Genomic DNA, 23,836 nt, shown 5'->3' on the forward strand with positions numbered 1-23,836 from the left:
GCGATCGTAATGTTGTAAGTGATACCTGAGGGTGACATCAGGATCAGACCTTGGTCTGACGCCCGGCCGCCCGCCCTTCCGTATCCTTGACCAGGTGAATCACCGTGCCCGGCGCTCCGCGCCCCTCGCCTCCCAAGGCGATGCGCGCACCGGCCGTCCGGAGTCGTCCGGAGGAGCGGCCGGGCGGTTCGCCGTGGCGCTGTGGCGGGCCTTGCTGGCCGTGCTGCGGCCCTTCACGCTCGCGTTGCTGACGGGCAGCGCCGAGCCCCCATCCCGGCCGCGTTCCCGGTGGCTGCGGATGCCGGTGCCCGGATGGCTGGCGGCGCTGGTCCCGGTCAGGACGTTCAGCCTGTTGCAGATCGCCGAGCTCCTGCTGGGCGTGGAGCTGTTCGGCGTGACGCTGTCCACGACCCAGGAGTGGAACGAGCAGGCCGCCGCCACGCCCGGCGATCCCGCGCCGCTCTGGGGCGGCGTCGTCGTCCTCGGGGCCCTGGCCGCCGGCCTGCCCGTGGTGCTGCGCAACCGGTGGCCGCTGGCGGCCTGGCGGGCGGCGGCCGTGCTGACCCCCGTCGCCGTCTTCGTCAACCTCACGATCGGGCGCGACGAGGGCTACGCGCCCTACCCGGTCGCGGTGGGGGTGGCGTACCTGCTGGCGCTCTATTCCGTGGGCGTGCGCTGCGAGCGGCGGATCACGCTGGGGGCCGGGATCCTCACGGTCCTGGTGTGCCTGGCCGTCGACGTCGACTCGACGCCGGTGGTGGCGGGCGTGGCCGTGGTCGTCCTGCTGTTCGGCTACAACGTGCGCGCCCGGCGCAACGCCACGGCCATGCTCATCGAGGAGGAGCGGCGCACCCGGCAGGCCGAGGGCGCGCAGGCGGTGCTGGAGGAGCGCGCCCGCATCGCCCGCGAGCTGCACGACGTGGTGGCCCACCACATGTCGGTGATCGCCATCCAGGCGGAGGCGGTGCCGCTCAGGGCCGCGGGCGACGCGTCCCAGCTGGAGGCGGGGCTGGCCGAGATCCGCGCGTTGTCCCTGGAGGCCATCAACGAGCTGCGCCAGGTCCTCGGCGTGCTGCGCGATCCCGAGGGCCGTACCGACACCGCGCCGCAGCCCGGCCTCGACCGGCTGGAGGAGCTGGTGGCCAACGCCCGCAACGCGGGGCTGACCGTGGCGGTCGACCGGCGGCCGGTCGGGCGGCTGTCGCCCGCGGTGGGGTTGTCGGCGTACCGGATCGTGCAGGAGTCGCTCAGCAACGCGATGCGGCACGCGCCGGGGTCGAGCGTCGCCGTGGACATCACCGCTGACGCCGGCACGCTGCGCCTGCGCGTCGCCAACGGCCCCGGCCGGTCCCCGCGGCGGCGCCCGGCGCGGGGCAGGGGCTGGTGGGCATGCGGGAACGCGCGGCGCTGCTCGGCGGCACGCTCGACGCCGGGCCCACGCGGGGCGGCGGCTACCAGGTGAGCGCCGCGTTGCCGGTGGAACCGCAGGTCGAGCCGGCAACCAGATCGACGATCGGGTCGCCGATCGAGGAGATCGAGGAGAGGGAGGGCGCCGCGTGATCCGCGTGCTGATCGCCGACGACCAGGGGATGGTCCGCACGGGGTTCACCGTGTTCCTGAGCGGCCAGCCGGACATCGAGGTCGTGGGCGAGGCGGCCGACGGCCGTGAGGCGGTGACGCGGGCCGTCGCGCTGAGCCCCGACGTGGTGCTGATGGACGTGCGCATGCCGGTCATGAACGGGCTGGAGGCGACCCGTGAGGTGCTGGCGGCGTGCCCGGCGTCGAAGGTGCTCATCCTGACCACGTTCGACCTCGACGACTACGTCTACGAGGCGCTGCGGGCGGGGGCGAGCGGGTTCCTGCTCAAGGACGCCTCGGCGGCCCAGCTCGCCGAGGCCGTCCGCGTGGTCGCCGCCGGCGACGCGCTCATCGCGCCGGCCGTCACGAAGCGGCTGATCCACGAGTTCGCCCGGCTGGGCGGTCCGCGTCCGCCGTCGGGGAGGCGTCCGGAGGAGCTGACCGAGCGCGAGACGGAGGTGCTCATCCTGGTCGCCCAGGCCATGTCCAACCAGGAGATCGCCCAGAAGCTGTTCGTGGCCGAGCAGACGGTCAAGACCCATGTGGGCCGCGTGCTGACCAAACTCGGGCTGCGCGACCGCGCCCAGGCCATCGTCTTCGCCTACGAAACCGGCCTCGTCCGCCCCGGCGAGTAACCCCACCCCCGAACCCTCCGCCCCCGGGGCAAGAGAGGCGGAGACAAGGCCGGGGCAGCACCGAGCGCCACAGGACGACGCCACAAGAGCCCAGCGTACGAGTACGGTGCCGCCAAGCTCCGGGGAATCTCTGGGGACGGCGTAGCCGCCGGACAGGGCGAGCCTGCAAGCACCTGGGACGCCGCCCCCACCGGGACGAGAAGTACGGCGGTACGGCGACGACCAAGTCCCGCAGGCGCAGGAAGACGGCGGGACGAGGACACCACGAGGACGGCGCAGCCAAGAGGCACAGCCCGCCGGAAGACCCCTGGCACACCACGCTCACCAGGACGGGCGTACGGCGGTACGGCGACGACCAGGTCCCGCAGGCGCAGGAAGACGGCGGGACGAGGACACCACGGGGACGGCGCAGCCAAGAGGCGCAGCCCACCGGAAGGCCCCTGGGACACCGCGCTCACCAGGACGGACGTACGGCGGTACAGCAGCGACCAAGCACAGGGAACTGGGGGCACAAGCTCGCTGCGGGACGAGCGACACCACGAGGCCGACGTAGCCGAGAGGCACAGCCCCCGAAACCCCCGGGAACACCGCACTCACAACCACGGGACGTACAGCGGTACAGCAGCGACCAGGCAGGCATGAGGCACGGCAGGACGAGGGGGACGGCATCGAGACGCCAGCGGAACGGCGTAGCCGAGGGGCACAGCGAACCCTCAAGCACCTGGGGCGCGGCGCTCCCCGGATGGGAAGTACGCGGTACGGCGGGAACCAGGTCGGCGCGCACGGGAACGGCACGCAGGGCGTACGACAGGCATAGGGGACGACGCCGCCAGCGGCACGAGGGGGCCAGGGACGCCAGCGGCACGAGGGGGCCAGGGACGCCAGCGGGTAAGACAGATCCCCGGCACGCCAGCCGGTAGGACAGGTCCGCGGAACGCCAGCGGGGCAGGAGCGGCAGTGGTAGCGCGGGGTAGAGGGCGGCGGGGCGTGTAGCGCGCTTAGGGACAGGGCGCTACACATTGCACCGGCACGGCGGCGGAGACGCTCTGCGCGGCACAGGGCGAATGGCCCCCTACAGGACAGGACGCTCCACACGGCACCGCCACGACGCACGCAGACCCCCTGAGCGGAACAGGGCGAACGCCCCCTACAAGACAGGACGCTCCACACGTCACCGGCACGACGCACGCAGACGCTCTGCGCAGAACAGGGCGAATGGCAGGCCTAAGGGACAGGGCGCTTCATACGGCATCGGCGCGGCGCGTGGAGATGGTCTGGGTCGGGAGGGGTGGCGGGGATGGGGGGTGGTGTCACCATGGGGGCTGGAGACGATCAATTCTTGGAGGGAGGAGGCGTGGGGGCCGGTCCGGGGCTGAGGGCTGCGGGCGGTCGGCCGCGCGTACCCCATGGATCCCCTTGAGCTCTTCCATCAGGTGGCCGCCACCGTGCCCGCCTACCGTTCGTTCCTGGCCGAGCACGGTGTCGAGCCGGCGAGCGTCACCAGTCTGGAGCAATTCAGCCGGCTGCCGATGACGTCCAAGGACACCTACATCCGCCGTCACCCGCTTCCCGACCTCTGCCGGGACGGCGTGATCGGGGACATGATCGCCGTGTCCTCGGGATCGACGGGGACGCCGTCGTTCTGGCCGCGTACGGTGGCGGACGAGCGGGTGATCGCCGCCCGCTTCGAGGAGGTCTTCCGGGACTCCTTCGGGGCCCGCGAACGCCGTACGCTGGCCGTGGTCTGTTTCGCCCTGGGCACCTGGGTCGGCGGCCTGTTCACCATCGAGTGCTGTCGTCACCTGGCCGAACGCGGCTACCCGATCACCGTCGTCGCGCCGGGCACCGACCGCAGGGAGATCGCGCGGGTGCTGCCGGAGCTGGCGCCGCACTTCGACCAGGTGGTCCTGCTGGGCTATCCGCCGTTCCTGAAGAACGTCATCGACACCGAGCCGCTCCCCTGGGCCGACTGGAACGTCAAGCTGGTCACGGCGGGCGAGGTGTTCAGCGAGGAGTGGCGCACGCTGGTGGCCGAGCGGGCCGGGATCGCCGACCCGGTGCGCGGGATCGCCTCCCTGTACGGCACCGCGGACGCCGGGGTGCTGGGCAACGAGACGCCGCTCTCGGTCGAGCTGCGCCGTTTCCTGTCCGGCCGCCCGGACACGGCCAGGGAGCTGTTCGGGGAGTCCCGGTTGCCGACCTTGGTGCAGTACGACCCGCGGGTGCGCTTCTTCGAGGAGCACGAGGGCACGCTGCTGTTCTCCGGCGACAACGGTGTACCTCTGATCCGGTACCACATCGCCGACGAGGGCGGGGTGATCCCGTACGAGCGCATGCTGGGGTTCGCCGAGCGGCACGGTTTCCGGACGGACGTCGCCGGCCCACGCCATCCGTTCGTCTACGTGTTCGGCCGCAGCCATTTCACGCTGTCCTACTACGGCGCGAACGTCTACCCGGAGAACATCGCGGTGGGGCTGGAGCAGCCGGAGGTCAGCGGGTCGGTGACGGGCAAGTTCGTGATGGAGGCGGCGGAGGACGCCGACCACGACCGGCACCTGACGGTCACGGTGGAGCTGATGCCCGGCGAGAAGCCCACCGACGAGGTCGCCCAGGCGGTGGGCGCGTCGATCCTGGCCCAGCTCCTGCGGCTGAACAGCGAGTTCGCGAACTATGTGCCGGTGGCGCAGCAGATGCCGTTCATCCGGTTGCGCGAGGCCGGGGACCCCGAGTACTTCCCGCCCGGGGCCAAGCACCGCTACACCCGCTGAGGCCCAGGTACGCCCGTTCAGGCGCCGGCGGAGTCCGCGTCGAGGGTGCGGCGGACGACGACGAGCGCCACGTCGTCCTCGCGCGCCCCGAACGCCCCCAGCATGCGTTCGGCGAACTCCTCCAGGTCGTCCTCGACGGTCTCGGCGAGCTGCCTGGCCTTCTCCATGCTGTCGTCGAGCAGGATGTGCCGGTCCTCCAGCAGGCCGTCGGTGAACAACATCATCGTGCCGCCGGGCGGCAGCTTGAGCCGGTCGACCTGGTACCGCTCGGGCACCGCGCCGAGCAGCAGGTTGCCCAGCGTGTGGTACGAGCTGCCGGGCCCGGCGAACAGCGGCGGCATGTGCCCGGCGTTGGCCAGCTCGATCTCGCCGGTGGCCGGGTCGATGAGCATCAGGCACACGGTGGCGGTCAGGCCCCGGTGGTAGCGCCGCATCATCTGGTTGAGCAGGTCGAGGGAGGCGCTCAGGTCCACCTGGGCGATGAGCGAGGCGCGCAGGGCGTGGCGCACCTCGGCCATGACGGTCGCGGCGTGCAGGGAGTGGCCCTCCACGTCGCCGACGGCGACCAGGACGCGTCCGTCGACCTGCAGCACCTCGTAGAAGTCGCCGCCGACCTCGACGTTGTCCACGGCGGGCTGGTAGCGCAGCGCGACCTGCAGGCCCGGCACCTCGGGGATGCGGCTGGGCAGCAGGCTGCGCTGCAGGGTCAGCGCGATGTCGTGCTCCTCGGTGTAGGCGCGCAGCGCGCCCAGCGCCAGGGCCAACTCCTGGCCGAGCTGGCGCAGCAGGTTCACCTCGTCGGCGTCGAGCGGCGAGACCGCCTCGACGCCCAGGTAGACCGGCGACGGGGAGTTCTTGGTACGGCAGAGCACGCCGGTGGTGGAGTGCTCGGCGCGCACGTCGGGCAGCAGGCCCGCCCACTCGCTGGTGGCCAGGGTGAACACCCGGGCCCTGGCGGCGTCCTTCAGCGTCCGCTCGGACAGGCGTTCCAGCACGTCGGAGGCGGCGGGCTGGGCGCCGCCGGCCGGCTCGCCGGGACGGGCGCGGAAGCGCCGGACCCGCCCGTCGGGCAGCATGGCGAGCGTGCCGCTGTAGCGGCCGAGCACCTCGGCGGTGCCCTCGACGGCCACGGTCAGCAGCTCGTCGAACGTCTCGGCCTCGTTCATCCGCAACGTCACCTCGGCGAGCTTGGCCAGGCGCTCGGCCATCAGCTCGGCCCGCCAGCGCGCCCGGTAGTAGCGCAACATGGCCTCGACGGTCGCGGCGAACTCGGTGGGCTCGATGGGCTCGCTCAGGTAGGCGTCGGCGCCGCGTTCCAGCCCCTCGGTGCGGTCGGCGGGGGTGATCGCGTTGGCCGACACCTGGATGACGGGGATGGAGGCGGTGGCCGGATTGGCCTTGATCAGCTCGCAGACCTCGTAGCCGTTGATGTCGGGCAGGCGGACGTCGAGGACGACCAGGTCGACCTGGTTGGCGGCGAGCATGCCGAGTGCCTCCTCGCCGCCCCTGGCCTCCAGCACCTGGTGCCCGGCCCGTCGTAGCCAGCTCGACAGGATGTAGCGCTTGGTGGGGGTGTCGTCCACCACCAGCACGCGTGCGGACTCAGACATCCTGGTCCTCTCCAGCACCGCCGTTCTCGCCCTGGCGGGCGCTGCGGATGGCCTGCAGGAGTTGTTCCCTGCGCAGCCCGTGCTTGGACAGTACCGGCCGGTTGCCGGGGGCGTGTTGCGGGGCGATGGTCACGATGACGACCGGGATGTCGCTCAGCCGCTCGTCCTCGGCCATCTGGTGCAGCAGCACGTGGCCGTCCACGCGGGGCATGAGCAGGTCGACCAGGATCACGTCGGGCGGGGAGGCGGCCATGACCTCGAGCGCGGCGGCGCCGTCGGCGGCCTCGTCCACGTGGACGGTGAAGCCGTAGAGCATGCGGCGGGCGCTGGCGCGGAAGACCTCGTCGTCGTCGGCGATCAGCACGCGCTGCACCTCGGGCGTGCCGCTCTGGTGCGGCAGCCGCAGCGTGGCGGTGGTGCCGTCGCCCGGCGTGCTGGTCAGCTCCAGCGTGCCGCCCAGCGCCTCGGCGAGCCTGCGCGCGTACGGCAGGCCGAGGCCGGTGCCCCTCGCCCTGACCTGCAGCGAGCCGGGAACCTGGTAGAAGTCCTCGAACACGCGACTCAAGTGTTCCTCCGAGATGCCGATGCCGCTGTCCGTGACCGTGATGACGATCTCGCTCTTGGCTTCGTCGGCATGCGCGGCCAGCACTACCTGCCCGCTTTGAGTGAATTTGAGCGCGTTCGACAGCAAATTGCGGAGAATTCGCAGCAACATGCTCTCGTCGGCGTACAGCTCGGTGGCCTCCGGCGTGATCTCGTGGCTCAGCGTCACGCCGGCGCGCTCGCTGGTCGGCCGCATCGTGACGTGCAGCTGCCCGGCCATCCGCGCCAGGTTGACCAGCGTGGGCTGCGGGTCCAGGCGGCCGGACTCGGCCTTGGCCATGTCGAGCAGCTCGCTGACGAGTTCGAGCAGCGTCTGCGCCGAGTCGCCGATCAGCCCGATCTGGTGGGCCTGCTCCTCGGTCAGCGGCTCGCCGCCCTGGCCGGTCAGCAGCCGGACCAGGCCGATGACGGAGTTCAGCGGGGTGCGCAGCTCGTGGCTGACGGTGGCCCAGAAGCGGTTGCGGGCCTCGATCGTCTCGCGGAGCTGGGCGGACTTCTCGTCCAGCTCGGCGTACAGGGCGACGACTCCCCTGTTGGTCTCCTCCAGCTCGGCCGATAGCTGGTTGTACATGGCCAGCACGCCGGTGTTGGTCTCCTGCAGCTCGGAGTTGAGCCGCAGCACGTCCTCCAGGGTCTCGGCCAGTTCCCTGTTCTGCTCGCGCAGCTCCTCCAGCGCGCTGATCGGGGCCAGCTTGGCGAGGTCGGCGCGGATGGCCTCCAGCGGGACGGCGCTCACCCGCGGCCGCAGCCGCTTGGTGATCGTGATGTGGCCGTCGCCGTGGGCGATGTCGTCGACGAGCCGGCCGGCCAGCGTCACGCCTTCGGAGCGGTCCAAACCGGACGGCCTGGTGTGGCGGATGGTGATCAGCAGCACGTCGTGGCCGAGGGTGATCACGGCGGCGGCGCCCTTGCCGAAGGCCTCCCTGCCCACCTCGCTGAGGGCGGTGGCGACCCTGATCTGGTCCTGGGACTCCAGCCCGACCAGCTCGGCGGCGGCCCGGCCGAGGCGGCGCAGGACGAAGACGTCCTGGTCGGTGTCGAGCCTGACCCTGATGAGCTCAGTCGCCGCCATTGCCGGGCCTCACCGTCACCACGCAGGCGTCGTCACGCCTGCTGCCCGCCTCGCGCAGCAGGCCCGCGGCGATGACCGCGGGGGTGCGCGCGAACAGCCCCGGCACGTTCCCGGGGTCCCATCGGTCGGTCAGGCCGTCGGAGTGCATCACGACGGTGGCGTACGGGGGGATCTTGTACTCGTACTGGCGAAGGGTGCGTCCCTGGTGGCCGGCGATGCCGGGCAGCGAGATCATGCCCTGCCGGCCGCCGGCGTCGGCGACCCAGCCGGAGACGTTGCCCAGCCCGGCGTAGGTGACGGTGTCCCGGCCGACCCGGGCGACCGCGACGGCGCCGCCGCGGGTGCCGCTCAGCCCCCGGTGCAGGTGTTCCAGGATCGACAGCGGCTCCTGGTCCTGGACCTGCGCGAACAGCTCGACGGCGGTCTGCGCGGCGATGGCGGCGATGTGGCCGTGGCCGAGGCCGTCGCACAGCAGCACCGTGGTGCTCTCGCCGTTCTCGGCGATGGCGTAGCCGTCACCGCAGCTCACCTCGTCGCCGATCGGCCGGGTCAGGCCGCTGGCGCGCATCGCGGGACCGGGCGTGTTCTCGGCGGTGAAATGCATGACGAGCACAGTGCCCATGCCGGGCACCGAGTGAACGTCGTATCCGGTGGCGATGCGGGCGATGGCCCCCATCCCGATGCCGAGCGTGCCGGAGGTTGAGTAGCCGTCGCGCAGGGCGCGGGCCACGTCGGCCATGCCGGGGCCCTTGTCCACCGCGACGAGCTCCACGCTGGCCGGGGCCTCGGGGTGCGGCCGGACCAGGACGACGCCCTCCACGGCATGCTTGACCAGGTTGGAGACGGCCTCGCTGACGGCCACGGCCGTCTGCCCGGTGCGGGTGGTGTCGAAGCCGGCCGCCTCGGCCAGCTCGACCGCCCGCCGCCGGACGGCGCCGACGGCGCTCGGGTCCTCGGCGCGCACCCAGGCCGGGCTCACCTCGCCCATTTGGTCACCGTCACGGTCGTGCCCTTCCCGGGGGCGGAGAGCAGGTCGAACTCGTCGACCAGCCGGCGGGAGCCGCCGAGGCCGAGGCCCATGCCGCCACCGGTGGTGAAGCCGTCGGTGAGCGCCTTGTCGAGGTCGGGGATGCCGGGGCCCTCGTCGCTGAAGACCAGCTTCAGGCCCCGCTTCCTGCCGTTCTCCACGAGATCGATGCGCACGTCCCCGCCACCGGCGTAGACGAGCGCGTTGCGGGCCAGCTCGCTGGCCGCCGTGACGATCTTGGTCTGGTCCACGAGGGAGAGCCCGGCCTCGATCGCGAGGGTCCGCACGATCTGCCGGACCACCACGACGTCCGCACTGCCCGCGATCGTCATCGTCTCGGTCACGTGGCGGCGCCCCTGACGTGGTCGAGGAGCGCCACTCCCTTCTCCAGGTTCAGCGCCGTGCGCACGCCGCCCAGCGACAGGCCCAGCTCCACCAGGGTGATCGCCACCGCGGGACGCATGCCGACGACCACGGTCTGGGCGTCCAGCATGCGGCACATGGTGGCGATGGTGGCCAGCATGCGGCCGATGAAGGAGTCGACGATCTCCACCGCGGTGATGTCGATGATCACGCCTCTGGCCCCGGTGGCGACGACCCGCTCGGCCAGGTCCTCCTGGAGGGCCAGCACGCTCTGGTCCTCCAGGTCGATCTGGATGGACACGATCAGGATGTCGCCGAGCTTGAGTACGGGCACCCGGTCCATCAGGCGCCCTCCGCCCGGACGGCGATGCGGGCGTGCTTCGCCTGGCTCACCTGCACGCCGCTGCGCCTGAAGGCGTGGGCGAGGGCGTCGGCCAGCGACGCCTTGGTGACGATGTCGCCGAACTCGATGCCGAGCGTGACGATGGTGTGCGCGATCTGCGGGCGGATGCCGGAGATGACGCACTCGGCGCCCATCAGCCTGGCGGCCACCACGGTCTTGAGGAGGTGCTGGGCCACCTGGGTGTCCACGGCGGGCACACCGGTGATGTCGATCACAGCGTGCTCGGCGCCGGTGTCGACCAGGGTCTGCAGCAGCTTCTCCATCACGACCTGGGTCCTGGCGGAGTCGAGGGTGCCGATCAGCGGCACGGCGACGATGCCCTCCCAGAGCTTGACCACCGGGGTGGACAGTTCGAGCAGCTGCTCGGCCTGGTCCAGGATGATCTTCTCGCGGGCGTCGGAGAACGTCTCGAAGGTGAGCAGGCCCAGGTCGTCGATGAGCCGGGAGAACCAGATGAAGCCGCGCAGGGCCTCGGGCTCGCCATCGGCCTCCACGACCTCGTACAGGGCCTCCTTGAGACCGAAGACGGCGCGGGCGGTGTCGGCGGGCGCGTGGCCCGCGCGGGCGCGGGTGCGGGAGAGCTCGGTGAGCAGGCCCCTGACGTCGGCGAGGTCTCCCATGCCCTGATCGAGCGCGGACCGCAGGGCCCGGTAAATGTCGAGGAGCTCTCCCGACGGGGCCTTGGCGAGCTGCACCCAACGGGCGAGGACCTGCTCCTCGTGCTCACGGAGCAGCTCTTCGATGCGTCGCCTGGCGACGTCGGCATGGACGGTCAAGGATCACTCCTGGGTTGACTGGCGAGTGACGGTGTCAACGTATGTTAGAGCGATTTTTCCAGGTAGCGGACCGTTTGACGTCCACCACAGTGCGCGACGGACGTCCCCGCCAGGCATGCCCCCTTGAGTCCCGCCTTCCTGGGTAGATGAACGGCGGAGGCGAGTTTTGCTGACATGCTGTCGCCATCGCCTTGACGGAGCCTCCCCAGGGTTGTGACACTGTGTCAGAAACATTCGCACGAGTTGGGGAAGTGCTGTGACGACGTCGTTCTCCGAGACCTTGAGGGCCGCCACCTGGGGCGACCACGAGTCGGCCGAGTCCGAGGGCTACCTCGCCGAGCTGATGGGCGGCCGGTTGAACGAGCACGAGTACGGCGAGATGGTCGCCCAGCACTACTTCGCCTACCTCGCGCTCGACGGCGTCTCCAAGGAGCTGGCCGCCCACCCGGTCGCCGGCCGTTTCGTCTTCCCCGAGCTGTACCGCGAGCCCGCCCTGGAACGCGACCTGGCCACCATCTACGGCCCCGCCTGGCGCGAGCGCGTCGCCCCCTCCAAGGCCACCCGGACCCTCCAGGCCCGCATCCACCAGATGACCGACTGGCCCGGCGGCTACGTCGCCCACCACTACACCCGTTACCTCGGCGACCTGTCGGGCGGTCAGTTCATCCGCATGGAACTGCAGAAGATCTTCGGCTACCAGGCCGGCGGCGGCGTCGACTTCTACATCTTCGACGAGGTGGGCAGCCTGCCGCGGTTCAAGACCGAGTACCGCGCCCGGCTCGACGCCCTCGGCGCGCAGCTCGACGAGCGCGAGCGGCAGCGGATCATCGGCGAGGTGCGGCTGGCCTACCAGCTCAACACCGAGGTCCTGGCCGAGCTCATGCACGTCGTCAGGGCCGCGGCGTAGCCGCCTGCGCCCGGTCGTCGTCGCCGTCCGGCTGCCGGGCCAGGACGGCGAGGCGCGTGGGCAGCCGCGGCGGGCGCTCGGCGCGGTCTTCGCCCGAGGCCAGCCGGTAGGGCACCAGGGTGACCATGACGCCGGGGAGCAGCAGCAGCCGGTCCCGCAGCCGGGCGGTCAGCCGGTTGTGCAGGGCCGGCTCCCACCAGCGGCCGGTGACGTAGTCGACGATGTAGACGGTCACGATCTGGTCGGGGTGCAGGGCCAGCCGGTCGCGTACGTGCCGCAGGATCGGGCCCACGGCGGTCCGGTAGGGCGCCTCGATCATCCTCAGCGGCACGGAGGAGGGGGCGTAGTGCTCCCAGCCCTCGCGCAGTTCGCGGGTCGTCTCCTCGTCGGTGCACACGTGCACGGCCTCCAGACCGGCCGGGCGGGTGGCCGCGGCGTAGGCGACCGCCTGGAGCGCGGGGCTGCCCAGCCGGGAGACCAGCACCATGGCATGGGCGCCGCCGGGCAGCTCGACGGGCGTGTCCGGTGTGGTGGCCGCCCGTACCTGGTCGTAGTGCCGTCTGATGCCCTTCATGAGCGCGAACAGCCCCGGGATGGCCAGGCAGACCAGCCAGGCGCCGTTCGCGAACTTGGTGACCAGCACGATCACCAGGACGGCGGCGGTCACCGTCGCGCCGATCGCGTTGACGGCCTGGCGCCGCCGCACGCCGGGCGAGCGCGGGACGGTCCGCTGCCAGTGCCGCACCATGCCGGCCTGGCTCAGCGTGAAGGAGATGAAGACGCCGATGATGTAGAGCTGGATGAGCCGTGAGCTGTTGGCGTCGAAGACGACGAGCAGCACGGCCGCGGCCGTCGCGAGCAGCAGGATGCCGTTGCTGAAGACCAGCCGGTCGCCGCGCTTGTGCAGCTGCCTGGACAGGTAGGAGTCGGCGGACAGGATCGAGGCCAGCATGGGGAAGCCGTTGTAGGCGGTGTTGGCCGCCATGATCAGGATCGCCGCGGTGCTGGCCTGGAGGAAGGCGTACAGGACGCCGCGGCCGAGGACGGCGTCGCCGATCTGGGCCAGGGCGGTGGGCTCGACGTACCCGGCGGGCATCCCGGCGAGCCGGCCGGGGTGGTCGGGGTCGGTCATCCGCACGTGGGTGAGCAGGGCCAGCACGGTGATGCCGGAGAACATGGTGACCGACAGCGCGCCCATGATCGCCAGGGTGTTCGCCGCGTTCCTGCTCTTGGGCCGGCGGAAGGCGGGCACGCCGTTGCTGACCGCCTCCACCCCGGTCAGCGCCGTGCAGCCGGAGGCGAACGCGCGCAGCACCAGGAAGACGGCGATGAAGCCGACGGGCTGGTAGAGCGGCTCGATGGTGAAGTCGGCGCTGACCGCGCGGGGATGCTCGCCGGTCAGCAGCCGCCAGGCGGCGACCAGGAACATCAGGTAGACCGCGGCGATGAAGGCGTAGGTGGGCACCGCGAACCCGCGGCCGGACTCGCGGGTGCCGCGCAGGTTGACCAGGGTGAGCAGCGCGACGCAGGCCACGCTCAGCGGCGCCGACCAGCGCTCCAGGCCGGGCGCGTAGGAGGTGATGGCGTCCACCCCCGCGGCGACGGAGACGGCGACGGTCAGCACGTAGTCGACCAGCAGCGCGGCGGCGGCGACCAGGCTGGCGTTGACGCCCAGGTTCTCCCGGCTGACGACGTACGCGCCGCCGCCGCCCGGGTAGGCGTAGCAGGTCTGCCGGTAGGACACGATGATGATGATCAGCATGGCCACGATGGCCAGGGCGATCCAGCCGGTCACGTGCAGCAGGGCGAGGCCGCCCAGGGTGAGGGCCATGATGATCTGTTCGGTCGCGTACGCCACCGACGAGATCGGGTCGCTGCAGAAGACGGGCAGCGCCAGCCGTTTGGGCAGGAGCTGCCGTTCCAGGTGCTTGGTCCGCAGCGGCCGGCCGACCAGGGCCCGCTTGGCCCGCTCCCACGGGGAGGCGGTGGTCATCGGCGTTCCCGCCTCCTTCCGGTCAGCCGGCGATCGCCCTGCCGAGCAGGTAGCCGAGGCTGACGACGGCCAGGCCGAGCACCAGGTTCATGGCGATGTTGGCCAGAGCCCGGCCGGTGGACCCGGCGGCCGGCATCTTCCAGGTGTCGGTGCTGAAGGTGCTGAACGTGGTGAGCGCGCCGCAGAACCCGGTGCCGACCAGCGACAACACGACCGGCGGCAGGGAGCCGCGGGAGGCGATGCCCATCAGGACGCCGAGCACGGCCGAGCCGATGACGTTGACGGCCAGCACTAGGATCATCGGCGGCCGCCCAGCCGCAGGCCCGCCCAGACGGCCGGCAGGCCCAGGACGACGCTGAGCACGAGGTAGAGCACCGCCCAGCCGGCCGCGCCGCCCACGGTGAGCTCCCGGACGCCGTCCACCAGGTGCGAGAAGGTGGTGAAGCCGCCCAGGAAGCCGGTGCCGAGCAGCGCCTTGACCGGCATGCGGTGCAGCGGGTGGCGGGTCAGCTCGCCGGTGAGCAGGCCCGTCAGCAGGCAGCCGAGGACGTTGACCGCCAGCGTGGGCCAGGGCAGCGGGTGGTCGGCGCCCATCAGGGTCTGGGTGAGCAGGTGGCGGGCGACCGCGCCGACGCCGCCGCCCACCCCGATCAGGACGAGGGCGCGGGCCGGATGCCGGGTGACGGCCATCAGTCCTCCGGCCCGAGCTGCGCGTCGGTGCCGGCGAGCTGTTCGGCCTCGCTCTCGCGCATCCGGCACAGCCGGTCCACGACGCGGCCGATGAGGTAGGTGACGACGAAGGAGCAGAGGCCGACCACGACGATCGCGGCGAGCGCTTGAGCAGCACCTTGATCGGGCCGCCGTAGAGCAGGCCCTTGGTCCTGGTGGCGCTGACGCCGGTCGCCAGCAGGCCGACGAGGGCCGTGCCGACGACCAGGGCGCCCTCGGCGTTGACGAAGGCGCACGAGGGCGTGATGGCCACCAGCCCGGCCAGCGCGCCGGTGGCCGGGCCGAGCCGGGTGAGGTGCCGGTGCCGCAACCGCTCCAGGACGAGCCAGGTCAGCGTCCCGGCGGCCCCGGCGATCATGGTGGTCAGGAAGGCGTTGACCGCGATGCCACCGTCGGCCATGCCCGAGTTCAGCTCGACCACCAGGCCGCCGGCGAAGTCGAGCACGCCCCACCGGCTGATCCAGCCCTGCCGGTCGAACACCCAGTGCGCGATCGGGAAGTACACCAGCGTCACCCAGACGACGGAGAACACGATCCACGGTCCGAGCCGGGTCCTCCGGCCGGCGACCGAGCCGCTGATCAGGGCCACCGTGATGATGGCGAAGGTGAGCTGGAACAGCGCGAAGGCGTAGGTGGGGACGCGGCCGTGCAGCATCGTGGGCGTGATGTCGGCGAAGCGCAGGTCCCCGAAGCCGATCACCCCGGCGCCGTTCTGGGCACGGACCATGCCGCCGTAGAAGAAGGCCGGTCCGGGCGTCATGAGCAGCACCATGGCGGCGCTCACGAGCACCCAGGCCGAATCCCCGGTGTTGAGCCCTGGCGGCATCGCCCGGCCTCCCTTCCTGTCCCCAGACAGAGATGATCGGGCGAACCGAGGGCAAAACTCCCTGGTCAAGCGCCTTTGCCGGGCATGTGCATTGTTGAGGCGCTCTTAGTGCTCGACGGCTTTCGCAAAGAATGTCCATCGAACCGCCGCCGCGTGGCCCGCCGGCCGCGCGGGAATGTTGCCGCTCGTCCACCCCGGTCCCGGCGAGAGAGACAGGCGGGCCAGGCCCGGTGGATCACGCTGCTGCTGGTCGTCGTCGGCGCGATCATGGGCAGCGTCCTGACGTCGGCGCTCAGGACGCTGCTCGGGCCGCACGACCTGCCGGGGCTCACCGTGCCGTTCTGCGCGGTGGCCACGATCATGGCGGTCGGCGGCCCGGCCCACGAGCGGGTCTGGCGCGGGCACGTCCTGGCGGCGCCGCCGTCGGCGACGTCCCCGGGGACCACGGTGACGTTCGCCGACCTGTGGCAGGGGCTGCTGAACGGCGTCGGCCAGGTGTTCTTCCAGGGCAAGTGGTACGTCGGCCTGATCTTCCTGATCGGCCTGGCGTTCGCCGGGTGGCGGGTGGCGGGGGCGGCGCTGGCCGCCGGCGCCGTCGGGATCCTGGTGGCCGTGCTGCTCGGCGCGCCCGCGGCCGACATCGGCGCCGGCCTGTACGGCTACAACGCGGTGCTCACCGGCATCGCGCTGTGCTGCGCGTTCGTCGTGCCGACCGTCCTCGGCCTGCTGTACGCCCTGGCCGGCGTGGTGGCGACGACCGTGCTGACGGCGTTCGTCGGCTACCTGTTCGCGCCGGCACTGGCGGAGGCGGCGGGCCGGCGGGCGGGGCCGGCACGCTGCCGAACGGGGCGGGCGCCTGGGTCAGGCTGCTAGGGCCGGAGTCGCGCCCGTCCTCGCCGCCCTGGACCGCCTGTGGGACCTCGCCCGGCGCGCCGTCACCGGCCACCCGGCCCCGGACCGGCGCAAACCCTGAGCCCGGCCCGCCACGGCGCGGGTCTCGCGGGGACGGTCACGGGTGCGCCGGCGGCGATCCGGCCTACCATGGGCCTATGCCCCGCATCTCGGCCGCCACGATCGGCGAGCATCGCGCCCAGACGCGCGACCGCATCCTGCAGGCCGTCTCGCGCCTGTCCAGGGCCCAGGGCATCGACGCCATCTCCCTGACGGACGTGGCCCACGAGGCCGGCATCACCCGCACGGTCCTGTACAACTACTTCCCCGACAAGGCCGCGCTGCTGCTGGCCTTCACCGAGCGCGTCACCAGCTACTTCATCGAGAGCTACGAGCGGGAGCTGCCCGAGGGGGCCTCGCCCGCCGACCGGTTGCGGGCCTTCGTCCGGCTACAGCTCGCGGGGCTGCTGGCCCACCCCCACCCGGGCGCGGCCGACCTCGGCGCGGCGCTCGGGCCCGACGCCTACCAGCAGCTCGCCGAGCACGTCGCGCCCATGCAGCGGGTGCTGGTGGGGATCCTCGACGACGGCGTGCGGGCGGGCGACTTCCAGGTGCCCGAGGTGGGCGCGACGGCGCGGATGGTGCTGGCCGTCATCGGGGCCGAGCGGGTGCCGCTGATCAGCGGCGAGGTCACGGTCGAGACGGCCGAGCAGGCCGTGTCGGGTTTCGTGCTCCGGGCCCTCGGCGCCCGCCCGTAGGGCCGAACGCCGGGGTGGCCGCCGAAGTCCGCCGGGGCCGGTGACAAGATTGACGGATGGGACAGAACGGTCACGTCCAGGTGAAGTCGGCGCGAGGGCGGTGGATCCTGAGTGCGACCGTGCTCGGCTCCGGCCTGGCCCTGCTCGACAGCACCGTGGTCAACGTCGCGCTGCCGTTCCTCGGCAGGGAGCTGAACGCGGCCATGGACGGCCTGCAGTGGACCGTCAACGCCTACACCCTCACCCTGGCGGGCCTGATCCTGCTGGGCGGCTCGCTGGGGGACCGCTACGGGCGGCGCAAGATCTTCCTGATCGGCACGGTGTGGTTCGCCGTGGCCTCGGCGCTGTGCGGCCTGTCGCCGAACATCGAGTTCCTGATCGGGGCACGCGCGTTGCAGGGCATCGGCGGCGCGCTGCTCACCCCGGGGTCGCTGGCCATCATCCAGGCGTCGTTCGTCAAGCAGGACCGGCCGCGGGCCGTCGGGGTGTGGTCCGGACTGGGCGGTGTGGCCAGCGCGATCGGGCCGCTGCTGGGCGGCTGGCTGGTGCAGACGGCCGGCTGGCGGTGGGCGTTTCTGATCAACCTGCCGTTCGCGCTGATCGTGGTGCTGGTGACGCTGCGGCACGTGCCGGAGAGCCGTGACGAGCAGGCGGCCGGGCGGTTCGACGTCCTGGGCTCGATGCTGGCCGCGCTGGCGCTGGCCGGGATCACGTACGGGCTGATCGAGAAGGGCGCGCCGGTGCCGCTGATCGCGGGGGCGCTGCTCGGGGCGGCGTTCGTGGTGACCGAGCGGCGCAGATCGCCGCAGGCGCTGGTGCCGGTCGCCATCTTCAGGAACCACGTCTTCACGGCGGTCAACGTCGTCACGCTCATCATGTACGCCGCCATGGGTGTGGTGTTCTTCCTGCTGGTGATCCAGCTCCAGGTGGTGTCCGGGTTCTCGCCGATCGCGGCCGGGCTGTCGATGTTGCCGACCACGATCCTGATGATGCTGCTGTCGTCGCGGGCCGGGGAGACGGCCCGGCGGTTCGGGCCGCGCTGGCCGATGACGATCGGGATCCTGCTGGCGGGGGCCGGGTTCGTGCTGATGAGCATGATCGGCCCGCACGCCTCCTACCCGCTGCTGGTGCTGCCCGCGGTGACGGTCTTCGGGCTCGGCCTGTCGGCGGCCGTCGCGCCGCTGACCGCGACGGTGCTGGCCACGGCCGACGAGCGCTACGCCGGCACGGCCAGCGGCGTCAACAACGCCGTGGCCCGCACCGGGAGCCTGCTGGCGGTGGCCGCCGTGCCGCCGCTGGTCGGCCTGGTGGGCGACGCGTTCGAGAACCCGCCGGTGTTCAACGCCGGGTTCCGGGCGGCCATGCTGATCAGCGCCGTCATGATGGCGGTCGCCGCGGCCATCACGTTCCTCACCATCAGGACGAACGTGCTGGCCGGGGAGCCGGAGACGGCTAGTACGTGAACGCCTGACTGCGCACGCTGTTGTCGAAGTTCGACAGCAGCAGCTCGGGCTCGCCGACCGAGCGCACGCCGGGCAGCCGGGTCAGCAGCTCCCGGAACATGGTGCGCATCTCCTGCCTGGCCAGGTTGGCGCCGAGGCAGAAGTGCGGGCCCGGCCCGCCGAACCCGACGTGGGGCTTGGTGTCGCGGGTGATGTCGAAGGTGTCGGGGTCGGGGAAGACCGACTCGTCGCGGTTGGCCGAGCCGTAGAACAGCACGACCTTGTCGCCCTGCTTCAGCTCCAGCCCGCGCAGCGTGCAGTCTTCTGTGACCGTGCGGCGGAACTGCATGATGGGCGAGACGTAGCGGACCATCTCCTCGATCGCGCCGTTGATGTGGGCGTCGAAGTCGGAGGTCAGCAGCTCGCGCTGGGCCGGGTTCTCGGTGAGCAGCCGGATGCCGTGGGCCATGGTGTTGCGGGCGGTCTCGTTGCCGGCCACCAGCAGCAGCGAGAAGAACGAGCCCAGCTCCTTGTCGGTCAGCTTCTCGCCGTCGGGGTTGGCGTTGACCAGGAGCGAGACCAGGTCGCCCTTGGGCTCGGCGACGCGCTCGTGGCCGAGCTTGATGACCATGCGCTGCAGGGCCAGCAGGGCCAGCATGTTCTGGCCGGCCATCTGGACGCTGCGGGCCAGGCTGGGACGCACGCCGGTGTAGGCGGTGGAGATGTCGACGTGCTGGTGGACCTTGGCGCGCAGCTCCTGCGGGATGTCGAGCATGTCGCAGATGACGTGGATGGGAAGCTTGGCGGCCACCTGCGTGACGAAGTCGCGCGGGCCCTCCCTGACGACGTCGTCGACGATGCGGGCGCAGGCGGCCTGGATGTCGCTCTGGAGCCCCGCCAGCATCTTGGGGCTGAACGAGCGCGTCACGATGCGGCGCAGGCGGGCGTGGCGGGGGTCGTCCATGTTCACCATGGACTCGCCGAACACCTGCTTGACCCAGCCCGGCGGCTCGGGGTTGGTGACGGCGGGCTCGCTGGAGAAGATCTTGGCGTTGCGGCTGGCCTCGACCACGTCCGCGTGCCGGACCAGGGCGTAGAAGCCCTTGCCGGAGCGGAGGAAGGGCACCTTCTTCTCCGGGAAGAACACCGGGTGCTCCAGTTGCCGGAGCCGGGCGAATGCCTCATTCCGCTCTTTGAGCGGTTTGCGCCAGAAATCCAGATCAGCGAGGTCGATGTCCACCCGTCTATCCTGGCACGCTCCCACGCCCCGCCGGACGGGCCGAAAGTCCCTTCCGAAGCGGATGTGCATCGTGCCCTCCTGGCCCGTTCTCGTGGCGTTAAGTCCGGGTTCGACGTGGATGGAGATGACTGTCGGTATGAACGCGTTGCTCGCCGCCTGCCTGGTCGCCCCCCTCGTCTCCGGGCCCGTTTCCGCCGCCGGCGCGTGCGGCGGGCACCCCCTCGACTTCGACGGCGACGGCCGCGCCGACATCGCCGTCGCCGCTCCCTACGACGACTCCAGGGCCGGTTCGGTGACCGTCATGTACGGCTCGGGCCGGACCGTCGAGCTCACCCAGCCCGGCGCGGAACCCGGGGACGCCTTCGGCTCGGCGCTGGCCGTCGGCGACTTCGACGGCGACCGCTGCGCCGACCTGGCGGTCGGGGTGTCGGAGGAGTTCGCCGGGGCGCGGGTGCCCGGCGCGGACGGCAACGGGGTCGTGCAGATCTTCGACGGCTCCCCCGCCGGGCTGGTCGCCGGCGAGGAGCTGGCCCCGGCCCGGCGGGGCAGCGACCGGTTCGGCGCGGCGCTGGCGGCCGGCGACTTCGACGGCGACGGCCGCGACGAGCTGGCCGTGGGCTCCCCGAGCCACGCGTCGGGCGGTGCGGTCACCGTCTACGGGATGAAGGGCCGCAAGGCGTACCAGATCACCCAGAAGACGTCGTGGGTGCGGCAGCCGGCGAACGTCACCGACCAGTGGGGCGCGGCGCTGACGGCCGGCGACTTCGACGGCGACGGCCGCGACGAGCTGGCCGTCGGCGCGCCCGCCGACAGCGTGCGCCTGGACGGCCAGGGGTCGGTGACCGTGCTCGACCCGCGCGCCCGCCGGGCCCGGCTGCTCACGCAGAGCTCGCCGGGGATCGCCGGCGCCTCGGAGAAGTGGGACGCCTTCGGCGCGGCCCTGGCCACCGGCGACTTCAACGGCGACGGCCGCGACGACCTGGCGATCGGCGTGCCCGGCGAGGGCCTCAGCGAGAACCAGCGGGCCATGGACTACGGCGACGGCACCGTGGACGTCCTGTACGGCTCGCGCGCCGGCCTGCGCACCCACGGCAGCGAGGCGTGGTCGCAGCGCTCGCTGAAGGGCGAGCCGCGCTACTACGACCGGTTCGGCGCGGCACTGGCCGCCGGGGACTTCACCGGCGACGGCAAGGACGAGCTGGCCATCGGCGTGCCCGGCGAGCACGCCGTCCAGGTGCTCCAGGGCCGCGCGTCGGGCGGCCTGACCCGGCAGGGGAACCTGCTGGTCAAGGGCAAGGGACGCGACTTCGGCGCCGCGCTGGCCACGCTGCCCGGCGGCGGCGGCCGCTACCGCGCGCTCACCGCCGGACGCCCCCTGGACGGGCTCCTGGTCGCCGCCCCCGACCAGGGCCTGGTCATGTACGCCCCCGGCGTCCGCGAGACGGGCCTGCGCCTGGGCCGCCTCCGCCAGGTCTCCCAGGGCACCGGCCTGTACGGCTACACCTTCGGCTGAACATGCCCCGGGCTCTCAGCGGGTGGCAGCAGCACGCGGAACAGGGCGCCCTTGCCCGGCTCGCCCTCGGCCATGATGACGCCGCCGTGCGCCTCCACCAGCGTCGCCGCGATCGACAGGCCCAGCCCGGCCCCGCCCACCCCGCGCGCCGGATCGGCCCGGTAGAACCGCTCGAACACCCGCTCGGCCACCTCCGGCGGGAACCCCGGGCCCTCGTCGGCCACCTCCACCACGGCCCGCTCGCCGTCCACCCCGACGCGCACCTCGAACGGCGTCCCCGGCGGCGTGTGCTGCAGCGCGTTGCTCACCAGGTTCCCGACCACCTGGCCGAGCCGCGACTCGTCGCCGGTCACCAGCACCTCGCCCTCGCCGCCGTCCGAGCGGACCAGCTCGATCCGCCGGTCGGGGGCGAGCGTCTGGGCGTCGATCACGGCGGTCGCGGCCAGGCTGAGCAGGTCCACCGGCCGCCGCGCCAGCTCCCGCCGCTGGTCCAGCCTGGCCAGCAGCAGCATGTCCTCCACCAGCAGGCCCATGCGCGCGGCCTGCCCCTCGATCCGGCTCAGCAGCCGCACGGCCTCGGCCAGGTCCTTCTCCTCGCCCAGCCGGAACAGCTCGGCGAACCCCCTGATCGAGGTGAGCGGCGTGCGCAGCTCGTGCGAGGCGTCGGCCATGAACCGGCGCATGACCTCCTCAGAACGCCGCGCCGCCGTCGCCGACTCGCGCGCCGACTCGGCCGCCGCCTCCCGCTCGCGCACCGCCGACTCGATCTGGGCGAGCATGCCGTTGAGCGAGCGGCCCAGCTTGCCGACCTCGGTGGTGCTCGCCCACATCGGCACCCGGCGCGACAGGTCGCCGCCCGCGATGTCCTTGGCGGTGCGGCCGATCTCGCGCAGCGGGCGCAGGCTCCGCCGTACCAGCCAGTAGCAGGCGAGGCCCAGCACGACCAGCGTGCCGCCGCCGGCGAAGGCCACGATGAGGGCGAGCCTGGCCACCGTGCCCTCGACGTCGCCGAGGCTGATGGCGATCACCCGGCTGACGCCGTCGCGGCCAGGGACGGCGACCACCCGCCAGTCCGGCCCGCCGGGCGCGCGGGACTCGACGGTGAACGGCCGCCCGCCGCGCGCGGCGACGTCCGCGCCGGTCAGCCGGGGCAGCCTGGGCGTGTGCTCCTCGGTGGACTCGCTCATCACCCGTACGGTGGCGCCGCCCGCGTCCACCAGCACCGAGTGGAACAGCCCGAAGAACCGCTGCGGCTGCCGCCCGGCCGGCCACGCCTCGGGCGGCGGCGGCAGGTCGCGCGGCGCGGCGGCCGCCACCAGTTGCCGGTCCACCCGCTCGACCAGGTATCCGCGCAGCAGCCGCACGGCGAACAGGCCGGTCACCGTGATGGCGAGGGTGACCAGCAGCAGCGTGGCCGAGACCAGGCGCAGCCAGAGCGGGGCGCGGGCGAGGTGTTTCCTCATATGCGCGGCGGGCGCAGGATGTAACCGACCCCGCGCAGCGTGTGCAGGTACTTCCGGTCACCGGTGTCGATCTTGCGCCGCAGGTACGACACGTACGACTCGACCAGGCCCACGTCGGTGCGCCAGTCGCCGTTCCAGACGTGGTCGAGGATCTGCGTCTTGGACAGCACCCGGCCGACGTTCAGCATGAAGTAGCGCAGCAGCCGGAACTCCGTGGGCGACAGCCGCACCGGGACGCCGTCGCGCCAGACCTCGTGGCTCTCCTCGTCCAGCTCCAGGTCGGCGACGCTCAGCCGGTGGGGCGGCGGCGCGCCCCTGCGGGTCCTGCGCAGCACCGCCCGGATCCGGGCGATGACCTCCTCCAGGCTGAACGGCTTGGTCACGTAGTCCTCGCCGAGGCCGAGACCGGTGATCCGGTCCTCCGGCGTGTCCTTGGCGGTCACGAACAGCACCGGGACCCGGCGGCCGCGGGACCGCAGCCTTCCCGCGACCGCCAGGCCGTCGATGTCGGGCAGCATCACGTCGAGCATCACCAGGTCGGGCGTGCTCTCCTCGGCCACCCGCAGCGCCTCCCGCCCGTCGGCGGCGGTCAGCACCTCGAACCCGGCCATGCGCAGGCTGGCCGAGAACAGCTCCCTGATGTTGGGCTCGTCGTCGACCACCAGCAGCCTGGCCTCGGGCGCGTTCATCGCGGGCCGCCTCCCTGGGTGCCCTGGGTGATCGCGGTCGCGGTGACCGAGCCGTCACCCGACTGCTGCCCGCGCACGACGACCGTGGTGCCGGCGGCCAGGTCGGCGACCTTGCCGGGCTTGGAGATCTGGACCGTGGTCTGGTCGCTGGTGGTGACCGTCACCGTGGCGCCGTCCATGGTCCTGACGTAGATCTTGTCGCCGTCGACCTTCTCGACGGTGCCGACCGTGCCGCCGCCCATGCGCTGCCCGAGCCCGCCGTTCTGGGTGCCGTTCTGGGCGCCGTAGCCGCGCTGGCCGTAGCCGCCGCCGGGGAACGGGCCGTCCGTACGTCGGAGCTGCGCGGCGGCCGGCGCGGCGTCGGACGTGCCGAACAGCTTGCCCGCCTGGATCCCGATGAGCACGCCCGCCACCAGCACCACCCCGGCGGCCAGCCCGAGCGTCAGCTTCGAGACGCCCCCGCGCGGCTGGACGGCGAGCTCCTCCCCCAGGTCGTCGGGGAAGGGCGAGGAGTCGAGCCTGTCCATGTCTTTCTCCTTACTCATGCCGC

At 72.2% G+C, this 23,836-nt stretch carries 22 protein-coding genes and 1 pseudogene; 8 read left to right on the forward strand and 15 right to left on the reverse strand.

Features of this window, described 5'->3' with window-relative positions; translation table 11 throughout:
* The first annotated feature begins 94 nt into the window (after positions 1 to 94).
* The 3 genes from ACNF49_RS36040 to ACNF49_RS36050 all read left to right on the forward strand — a co-directional run bounded on the left by ACNF49_RS36040 (position 95) and on the right by ACNF49_RS36050 (position 4,981).
* Positions 95 to 1,462 carry a sensor histidine kinase gene (locus ACNF49_RS36040; protein WP_482940373.1) on the forward strand — a complete coding sequence of 456 codons (1,368 nt, stop codon included), beginning with the start codon at positions 95 to 97 and terminating at the stop codon, positions 1,460 to 1,462.
* A gap of 94 nt (positions 1,463 to 1,556) precedes the next feature.
* The gene (locus ACNF49_RS36045) at positions 1,557 to 2,213 is read left to right on the forward strand and encodes a response regulator (protein ID WP_357969048.1); all 657 of its coding nucleotides are present in this window, start codon (positions 1,557 to 1,559) and stop codon (positions 2,211 to 2,213) included.
* A 1,406-nt stretch (positions 2,214 to 3,619) separates the two neighbouring features.
* A complete protein-coding gene (locus ACNF49_RS36050) occupies positions 3,620 to 4,981 on the forward strand; it encodes a phenylacetate--CoA ligase family protein (RefSeq protein WP_482940374.1) in 1,362 nt (453 codons plus the stop codon).
* A gap of 17 nt (positions 4,982 to 4,998) precedes the next feature.
* Here the strand turns inward: ACNF49_RS36050 and ACNF49_RS36055 are convergent, their stop codons facing one another.
* The 6 genes from ACNF49_RS36055 to ACNF49_RS36080 are packed head-to-tail and all read right to left on the reverse strand — an operon-like array spanning position 4,999 to position 10,835.
* Positions 4,999 to 6,591: a SpoIIE family protein phosphatase gene (locus ACNF49_RS36055; RefSeq protein WP_357969042.1), complete on the reverse strand. Its 1,593-nt coding sequence runs from the start codon at positions 6,589 to 6,591 to the stop codon at positions 4,999 to 5,001.
* Positions 6,584 to 8,266 carry an ATP-binding response regulator gene (locus ACNF49_RS36060; RefSeq protein WP_357969039.1) on the reverse strand — a complete coding sequence of 561 codons (1,683 nt, stop codon included), beginning with the start codon at positions 8,264 to 8,266 and terminating at the stop codon, positions 6,584 to 6,586. Before ACNF49_RS36060 ends, ACNF49_RS36055 begins: the two co-directional genes overlap by 8 nt.
* Complete coding sequence (locus ACNF49_RS36065) at positions 8,253 to 9,254, reverse strand: ATP-binding protein (RefSeq protein ID WP_482940375.1); 1,002 nt, start codon at positions 9,252 to 9,254, stop codon at positions 8,253 to 8,255. The genes ACNF49_RS36060 and ACNF49_RS36065 overlap by 14 nt, the downstream gene beginning before the upstream one ends.
* Positions 9,242 to 9,625 carry an anti-sigma regulatory factor gene (locus ACNF49_RS36070; RefSeq protein ID WP_357969659.1) on the reverse strand — a complete coding sequence of 128 codons (384 nt, stop codon included), beginning with the start codon at positions 9,623 to 9,625 and terminating at the stop codon, positions 9,242 to 9,244. The genes ACNF49_RS36065 and ACNF49_RS36070 overlap by 13 nt, the downstream gene beginning before the upstream one ends.
* A gap of 8 nt (positions 9,626 to 9,633) precedes the next feature.
* Positions 9,634 to 9,999, reverse strand: a complete 366-nt coding sequence (locus tag ACNF49_RS36075) for an STAS domain-containing protein (RefSeq protein ID WP_221762408.1) — start codon at positions 9,997 to 9,999, stop codon at positions 9,634 to 9,636.
* Positions 9,999 to 10,835 carry an STAS domain-containing protein gene (locus ACNF49_RS36080; RefSeq protein WP_482940376.1) on the reverse strand — a complete coding sequence of 279 codons (837 nt, stop codon included), beginning with the start codon at positions 10,833 to 10,835 and terminating at the stop codon, positions 9,999 to 10,001. The genes ACNF49_RS36075 and ACNF49_RS36080 overlap by 1 nt, the downstream gene beginning before the upstream one ends.
* Before the next feature lie 256 nt (positions 10,836 to 11,091).
* On the opposite strand from ACNF49_RS36080, the gene ACNF49_RS36085 reads away from it, so the two are divergent.
* Positions 11,092 to 11,742, forward strand: coding sequence for a biliverdin-producing heme oxygenase (locus ACNF49_RS36085; RefSeq protein ID WP_357969031.1), 651 nt, complete (start codon positions 11,092 to 11,094; stop codon positions 11,740 to 11,742).
* Here the strand turns inward: ACNF49_RS36085 and ACNF49_RS36090 are convergent.
* The 5 genes and pseudogenes from ACNF49_RS36090 to ACNF49_RS36110 form a co-directional block, all read right to left on the reverse strand.
* A complete protein-coding gene (locus ACNF49_RS36090; RefSeq protein WP_482940377.1) occupies positions 11,726 to 13,735 on the reverse strand; it encodes an APC family permease in 2,010 nt (669 codons plus the stop codon). The two genes, ACNF49_RS36085 and ACNF49_RS36090, sit on opposite strands and share 17 nt — an antisense overlap.
* A 22-nt stretch (positions 13,736 to 13,757) precedes the next feature.
* A complete protein-coding gene (locus ACNF49_RS36095; protein WP_482945634.1) occupies positions 13,758 to 14,036 on the reverse strand; it encodes a CrcB family protein in 279 nt (92 codons plus the stop codon).
* The gene (locus tag ACNF49_RS36100; RefSeq protein ID WP_482940378.1) at positions 14,033 to 14,425 is read right to left on the reverse strand and encodes a fluoride efflux transporter FluC; all 393 of its coding nucleotides are present in this window, start codon (positions 14,423 to 14,425) and stop codon (positions 14,033 to 14,035) included. Before ACNF49_RS36100 ends, ACNF49_RS36095 begins: the two co-directional genes overlap by 4 nt.
* Entirely contained in the window at positions 14,425 to 14,553 is a 129-nt protein-coding gene (locus ACNF49_RS36105; RefSeq protein WP_482940379.1) for a hypothetical protein, read from the reverse strand. Before ACNF49_RS36105 ends, ACNF49_RS36100 begins: the two co-directional genes overlap by 1 nt.
* Before the next feature lie 161 nt (positions 14,554 to 14,714).
* Positions 14,715 to 15,290: pseudogene (locus tag ACNF49_RS36110) on the reverse strand (ammonium transporter); the annotation flags it as partial.
* Between the two features lie 84 nt (positions 15,291 to 15,374).
* Here ACNF49_RS36110 and ACNF49_RS36115 point away from each other — a divergent pair.
* The 3 genes from ACNF49_RS36115 to ACNF49_RS36125 all read left to right on the forward strand — a co-directional run bounded on the left by ACNF49_RS36115 (position 15,375) and on the right by ACNF49_RS36125 (position 18,402).
* Positions 15,375 to 16,163 carry an urea transporter gene (locus tag ACNF49_RS36115; RefSeq protein WP_498703280.1) on the forward strand — a complete coding sequence of 263 codons (789 nt, stop codon included), beginning with the start codon at positions 15,375 to 15,377 and terminating at the stop codon, positions 16,161 to 16,163.
* Positions 16,164 to 16,339: 176 nt separating this feature from the next.
* Positions 16,340 to 16,939, forward strand: coding sequence for a TetR/AcrR family transcriptional regulator (locus ACNF49_RS36120; RefSeq protein ID WP_357969653.1), 600 nt, complete (start codon positions 16,340 to 16,342; stop codon positions 16,937 to 16,939).
* A gap of 56 nt (positions 16,940 to 16,995) precedes the next feature.
* Positions 16,996 to 18,402: an MFS transporter gene (locus tag ACNF49_RS36125; RefSeq protein ID WP_357969020.1), complete on the forward strand. Its 1,407-nt coding sequence runs from the start codon at positions 16,996 to 16,998 to the stop codon at positions 18,400 to 18,402.
* On the opposite strand, the gene ACNF49_RS36130 is transcribed toward ACNF49_RS36125, so the two are convergent.
* Positions 18,392 to 19,621, reverse strand: coding sequence for a cytochrome P450 (locus ACNF49_RS36130; protein ID WP_482940381.1), 1,230 nt, complete (start codon positions 19,619 to 19,621; stop codon positions 18,392 to 18,394). The genes ACNF49_RS36125 and ACNF49_RS36130 overlap by 11 nt on opposite strands.
* Positions 19,622 to 19,757: 136 nt before the next feature.
* On the opposite strand from ACNF49_RS36130, the gene ACNF49_RS36135 reads away from it, so the two are divergent.
* Positions 19,758 to 21,134 carry an FG-GAP-like repeat-containing protein gene (locus tag ACNF49_RS36135; protein WP_482940382.1) on the forward strand — a complete coding sequence of 459 codons (1,377 nt, stop codon included), beginning with the start codon at positions 19,758 to 19,760 and terminating at the stop codon, positions 21,132 to 21,134.
* Here the strand turns inward: ACNF49_RS36135 and ACNF49_RS36140 are convergent.
* From ACNF49_RS36140 to ACNF49_RS36150, 3 genes are read right to left on the reverse strand one after another with little or no spacing between them, the layout of a single operon-like run.
* Positions 21,119 to 22,597, reverse strand: a complete 1,479-nt coding sequence (locus tag ACNF49_RS36140) for a sensor histidine kinase (protein ID WP_482940383.1) — start codon at positions 22,595 to 22,597, stop codon at positions 21,119 to 21,121. The two genes, ACNF49_RS36135 and ACNF49_RS36140, sit on opposite strands and share 16 nt — an antisense overlap.
* Entirely contained in the window at positions 22,594 to 23,286 is a 693-nt protein-coding gene (locus ACNF49_RS36145; protein WP_357969010.1) for a response regulator transcription factor, read from the reverse strand. The genes ACNF49_RS36140 and ACNF49_RS36145 overlap by 4 nt, the downstream gene beginning before the upstream one ends.
* Complete coding sequence (locus ACNF49_RS36150) at positions 23,283 to 23,813, reverse strand: DUF5666 domain-containing protein (RefSeq protein WP_482940384.1); 531 nt, start codon at positions 23,811 to 23,813, stop codon at positions 23,283 to 23,285. Before ACNF49_RS36150 ends, ACNF49_RS36145 begins: the two co-directional genes overlap by 4 nt.
* Positions 23,814 to 23,836 lie beyond the last annotated feature (23 nt).

The organism is Actinomadura sp. ATCC 39365, from assembly GCF_054392275.1.

What these genes read in the sequence shown, in the direction of transcription:
- ACNF49_RS36050 (WP_482940374.1), top strand. Translation starts at nt 3,620, where the DNA reads ATGGATCCCCTTGAGCTCTTCCATCAGGTGGCCGCCACCGTGCCCGCC.
- ACNF49_RS36055 (WP_357969042.1), bottom strand. Translation starts at nt 6,591, where the DNA reads ATGTCTGAGTCCGCACGCGTGCTGGTGGTGGACGACACCCCCACCAAG.
- ACNF49_RS36060 (WP_357969039.1), bottom strand. Translation starts at nt 8,266, where the DNA reads ATGGCGGCGACTGAGCTCATCAGGGTCAGGCTCGACACCGACCAGGAC.
- ACNF49_RS36065 (WP_482940375.1), bottom strand. Translation starts at nt 9,254, where the DNA reads ATGGGCGAGGTGAGCCCGGCCTGGGTGCGCGCCGAGGACCCGAGCGCC.
- ACNF49_RS36070 (WP_357969659.1), bottom strand. Translation starts at nt 9,625, where the DNA reads ATGACGATCGCGGGCAGTGCGGACGTCGTGGTGGTCCGGCAGATCGTG.
- ACNF49_RS36075 (WP_221762408.1), bottom strand. Translation starts at nt 9,999, where the DNA reads ATGGACCGGGTGCCCGTACTCAAGCTCGGCGACATCCTGATCGTGTCC.
- ACNF49_RS36090 (WP_482940377.1), bottom strand. Translation starts at nt 13,735, where the DNA reads ATGACCACCGCCTCCCCGTGGGAGCGGGCCAAGCGGGCCCTGGTCGGC.
- ACNF49_RS36095 (WP_482945634.1), bottom strand. Translation starts at nt 14,036, where the DNA reads ATGATCCTAGTGCTGGCCGTCAACGTCATCGGCTCGGCCGTGCTCGGC.
- ACNF49_RS36100 (WP_482940378.1), bottom strand. Translation starts at nt 14,425, where the DNA reads ATGGCCGTCACCCGGCATCCGGCCCGCGCCCTCGTCCTGATCGGGGTG.
- ACNF49_RS36115 (WP_498703280.1), top strand. Translation starts at nt 15,375, where the DNA reads ATGTGCATTGTTGAGGCGCTCTTAGTGCTCGACGGCTTTCGCAAAGAA.
- ACNF49_RS36120 (WP_357969653.1), top strand. Translation starts at nt 16,340, where the DNA reads ATGCCCCGCATCTCGGCCGCCACGATCGGCGAGCATCGCGCCCAGACG.
- ACNF49_RS36125 (WP_357969020.1), top strand. Translation starts at nt 16,996, where the DNA reads ATGGGACAGAACGGTCACGTCCAGGTGAAGTCGGCGCGAGGGCGGTGG.
- ACNF49_RS36135 (WP_482940382.1), top strand. Translation starts at nt 19,758, where the DNA reads ATGAACGCGTTGCTCGCCGCCTGCCTGGTCGCCCCCCTCGTCTCCGGG.
- ACNF49_RS36140 (WP_482940383.1), bottom strand. Translation starts at nt 22,597, where the DNA reads ATGAGGAAACACCTCGCCCGCGCCCCGCTCTGGCTGCGCCTGGTCTCG.
- ACNF49_RS36145 (WP_357969010.1), bottom strand. Translation starts at nt 23,286, where the DNA reads ATGAACGCGCCCGAGGCCAGGCTGCTGGTGGTCGACGACGAGCCCAAC.
- ACNF49_RS36150 (WP_482940384.1), bottom strand. Translation starts at nt 23,813, where the DNA reads ATGGACAGGCTCGACTCCTCGCCCTTCCCCGACGACCTGGGGGAGGAG.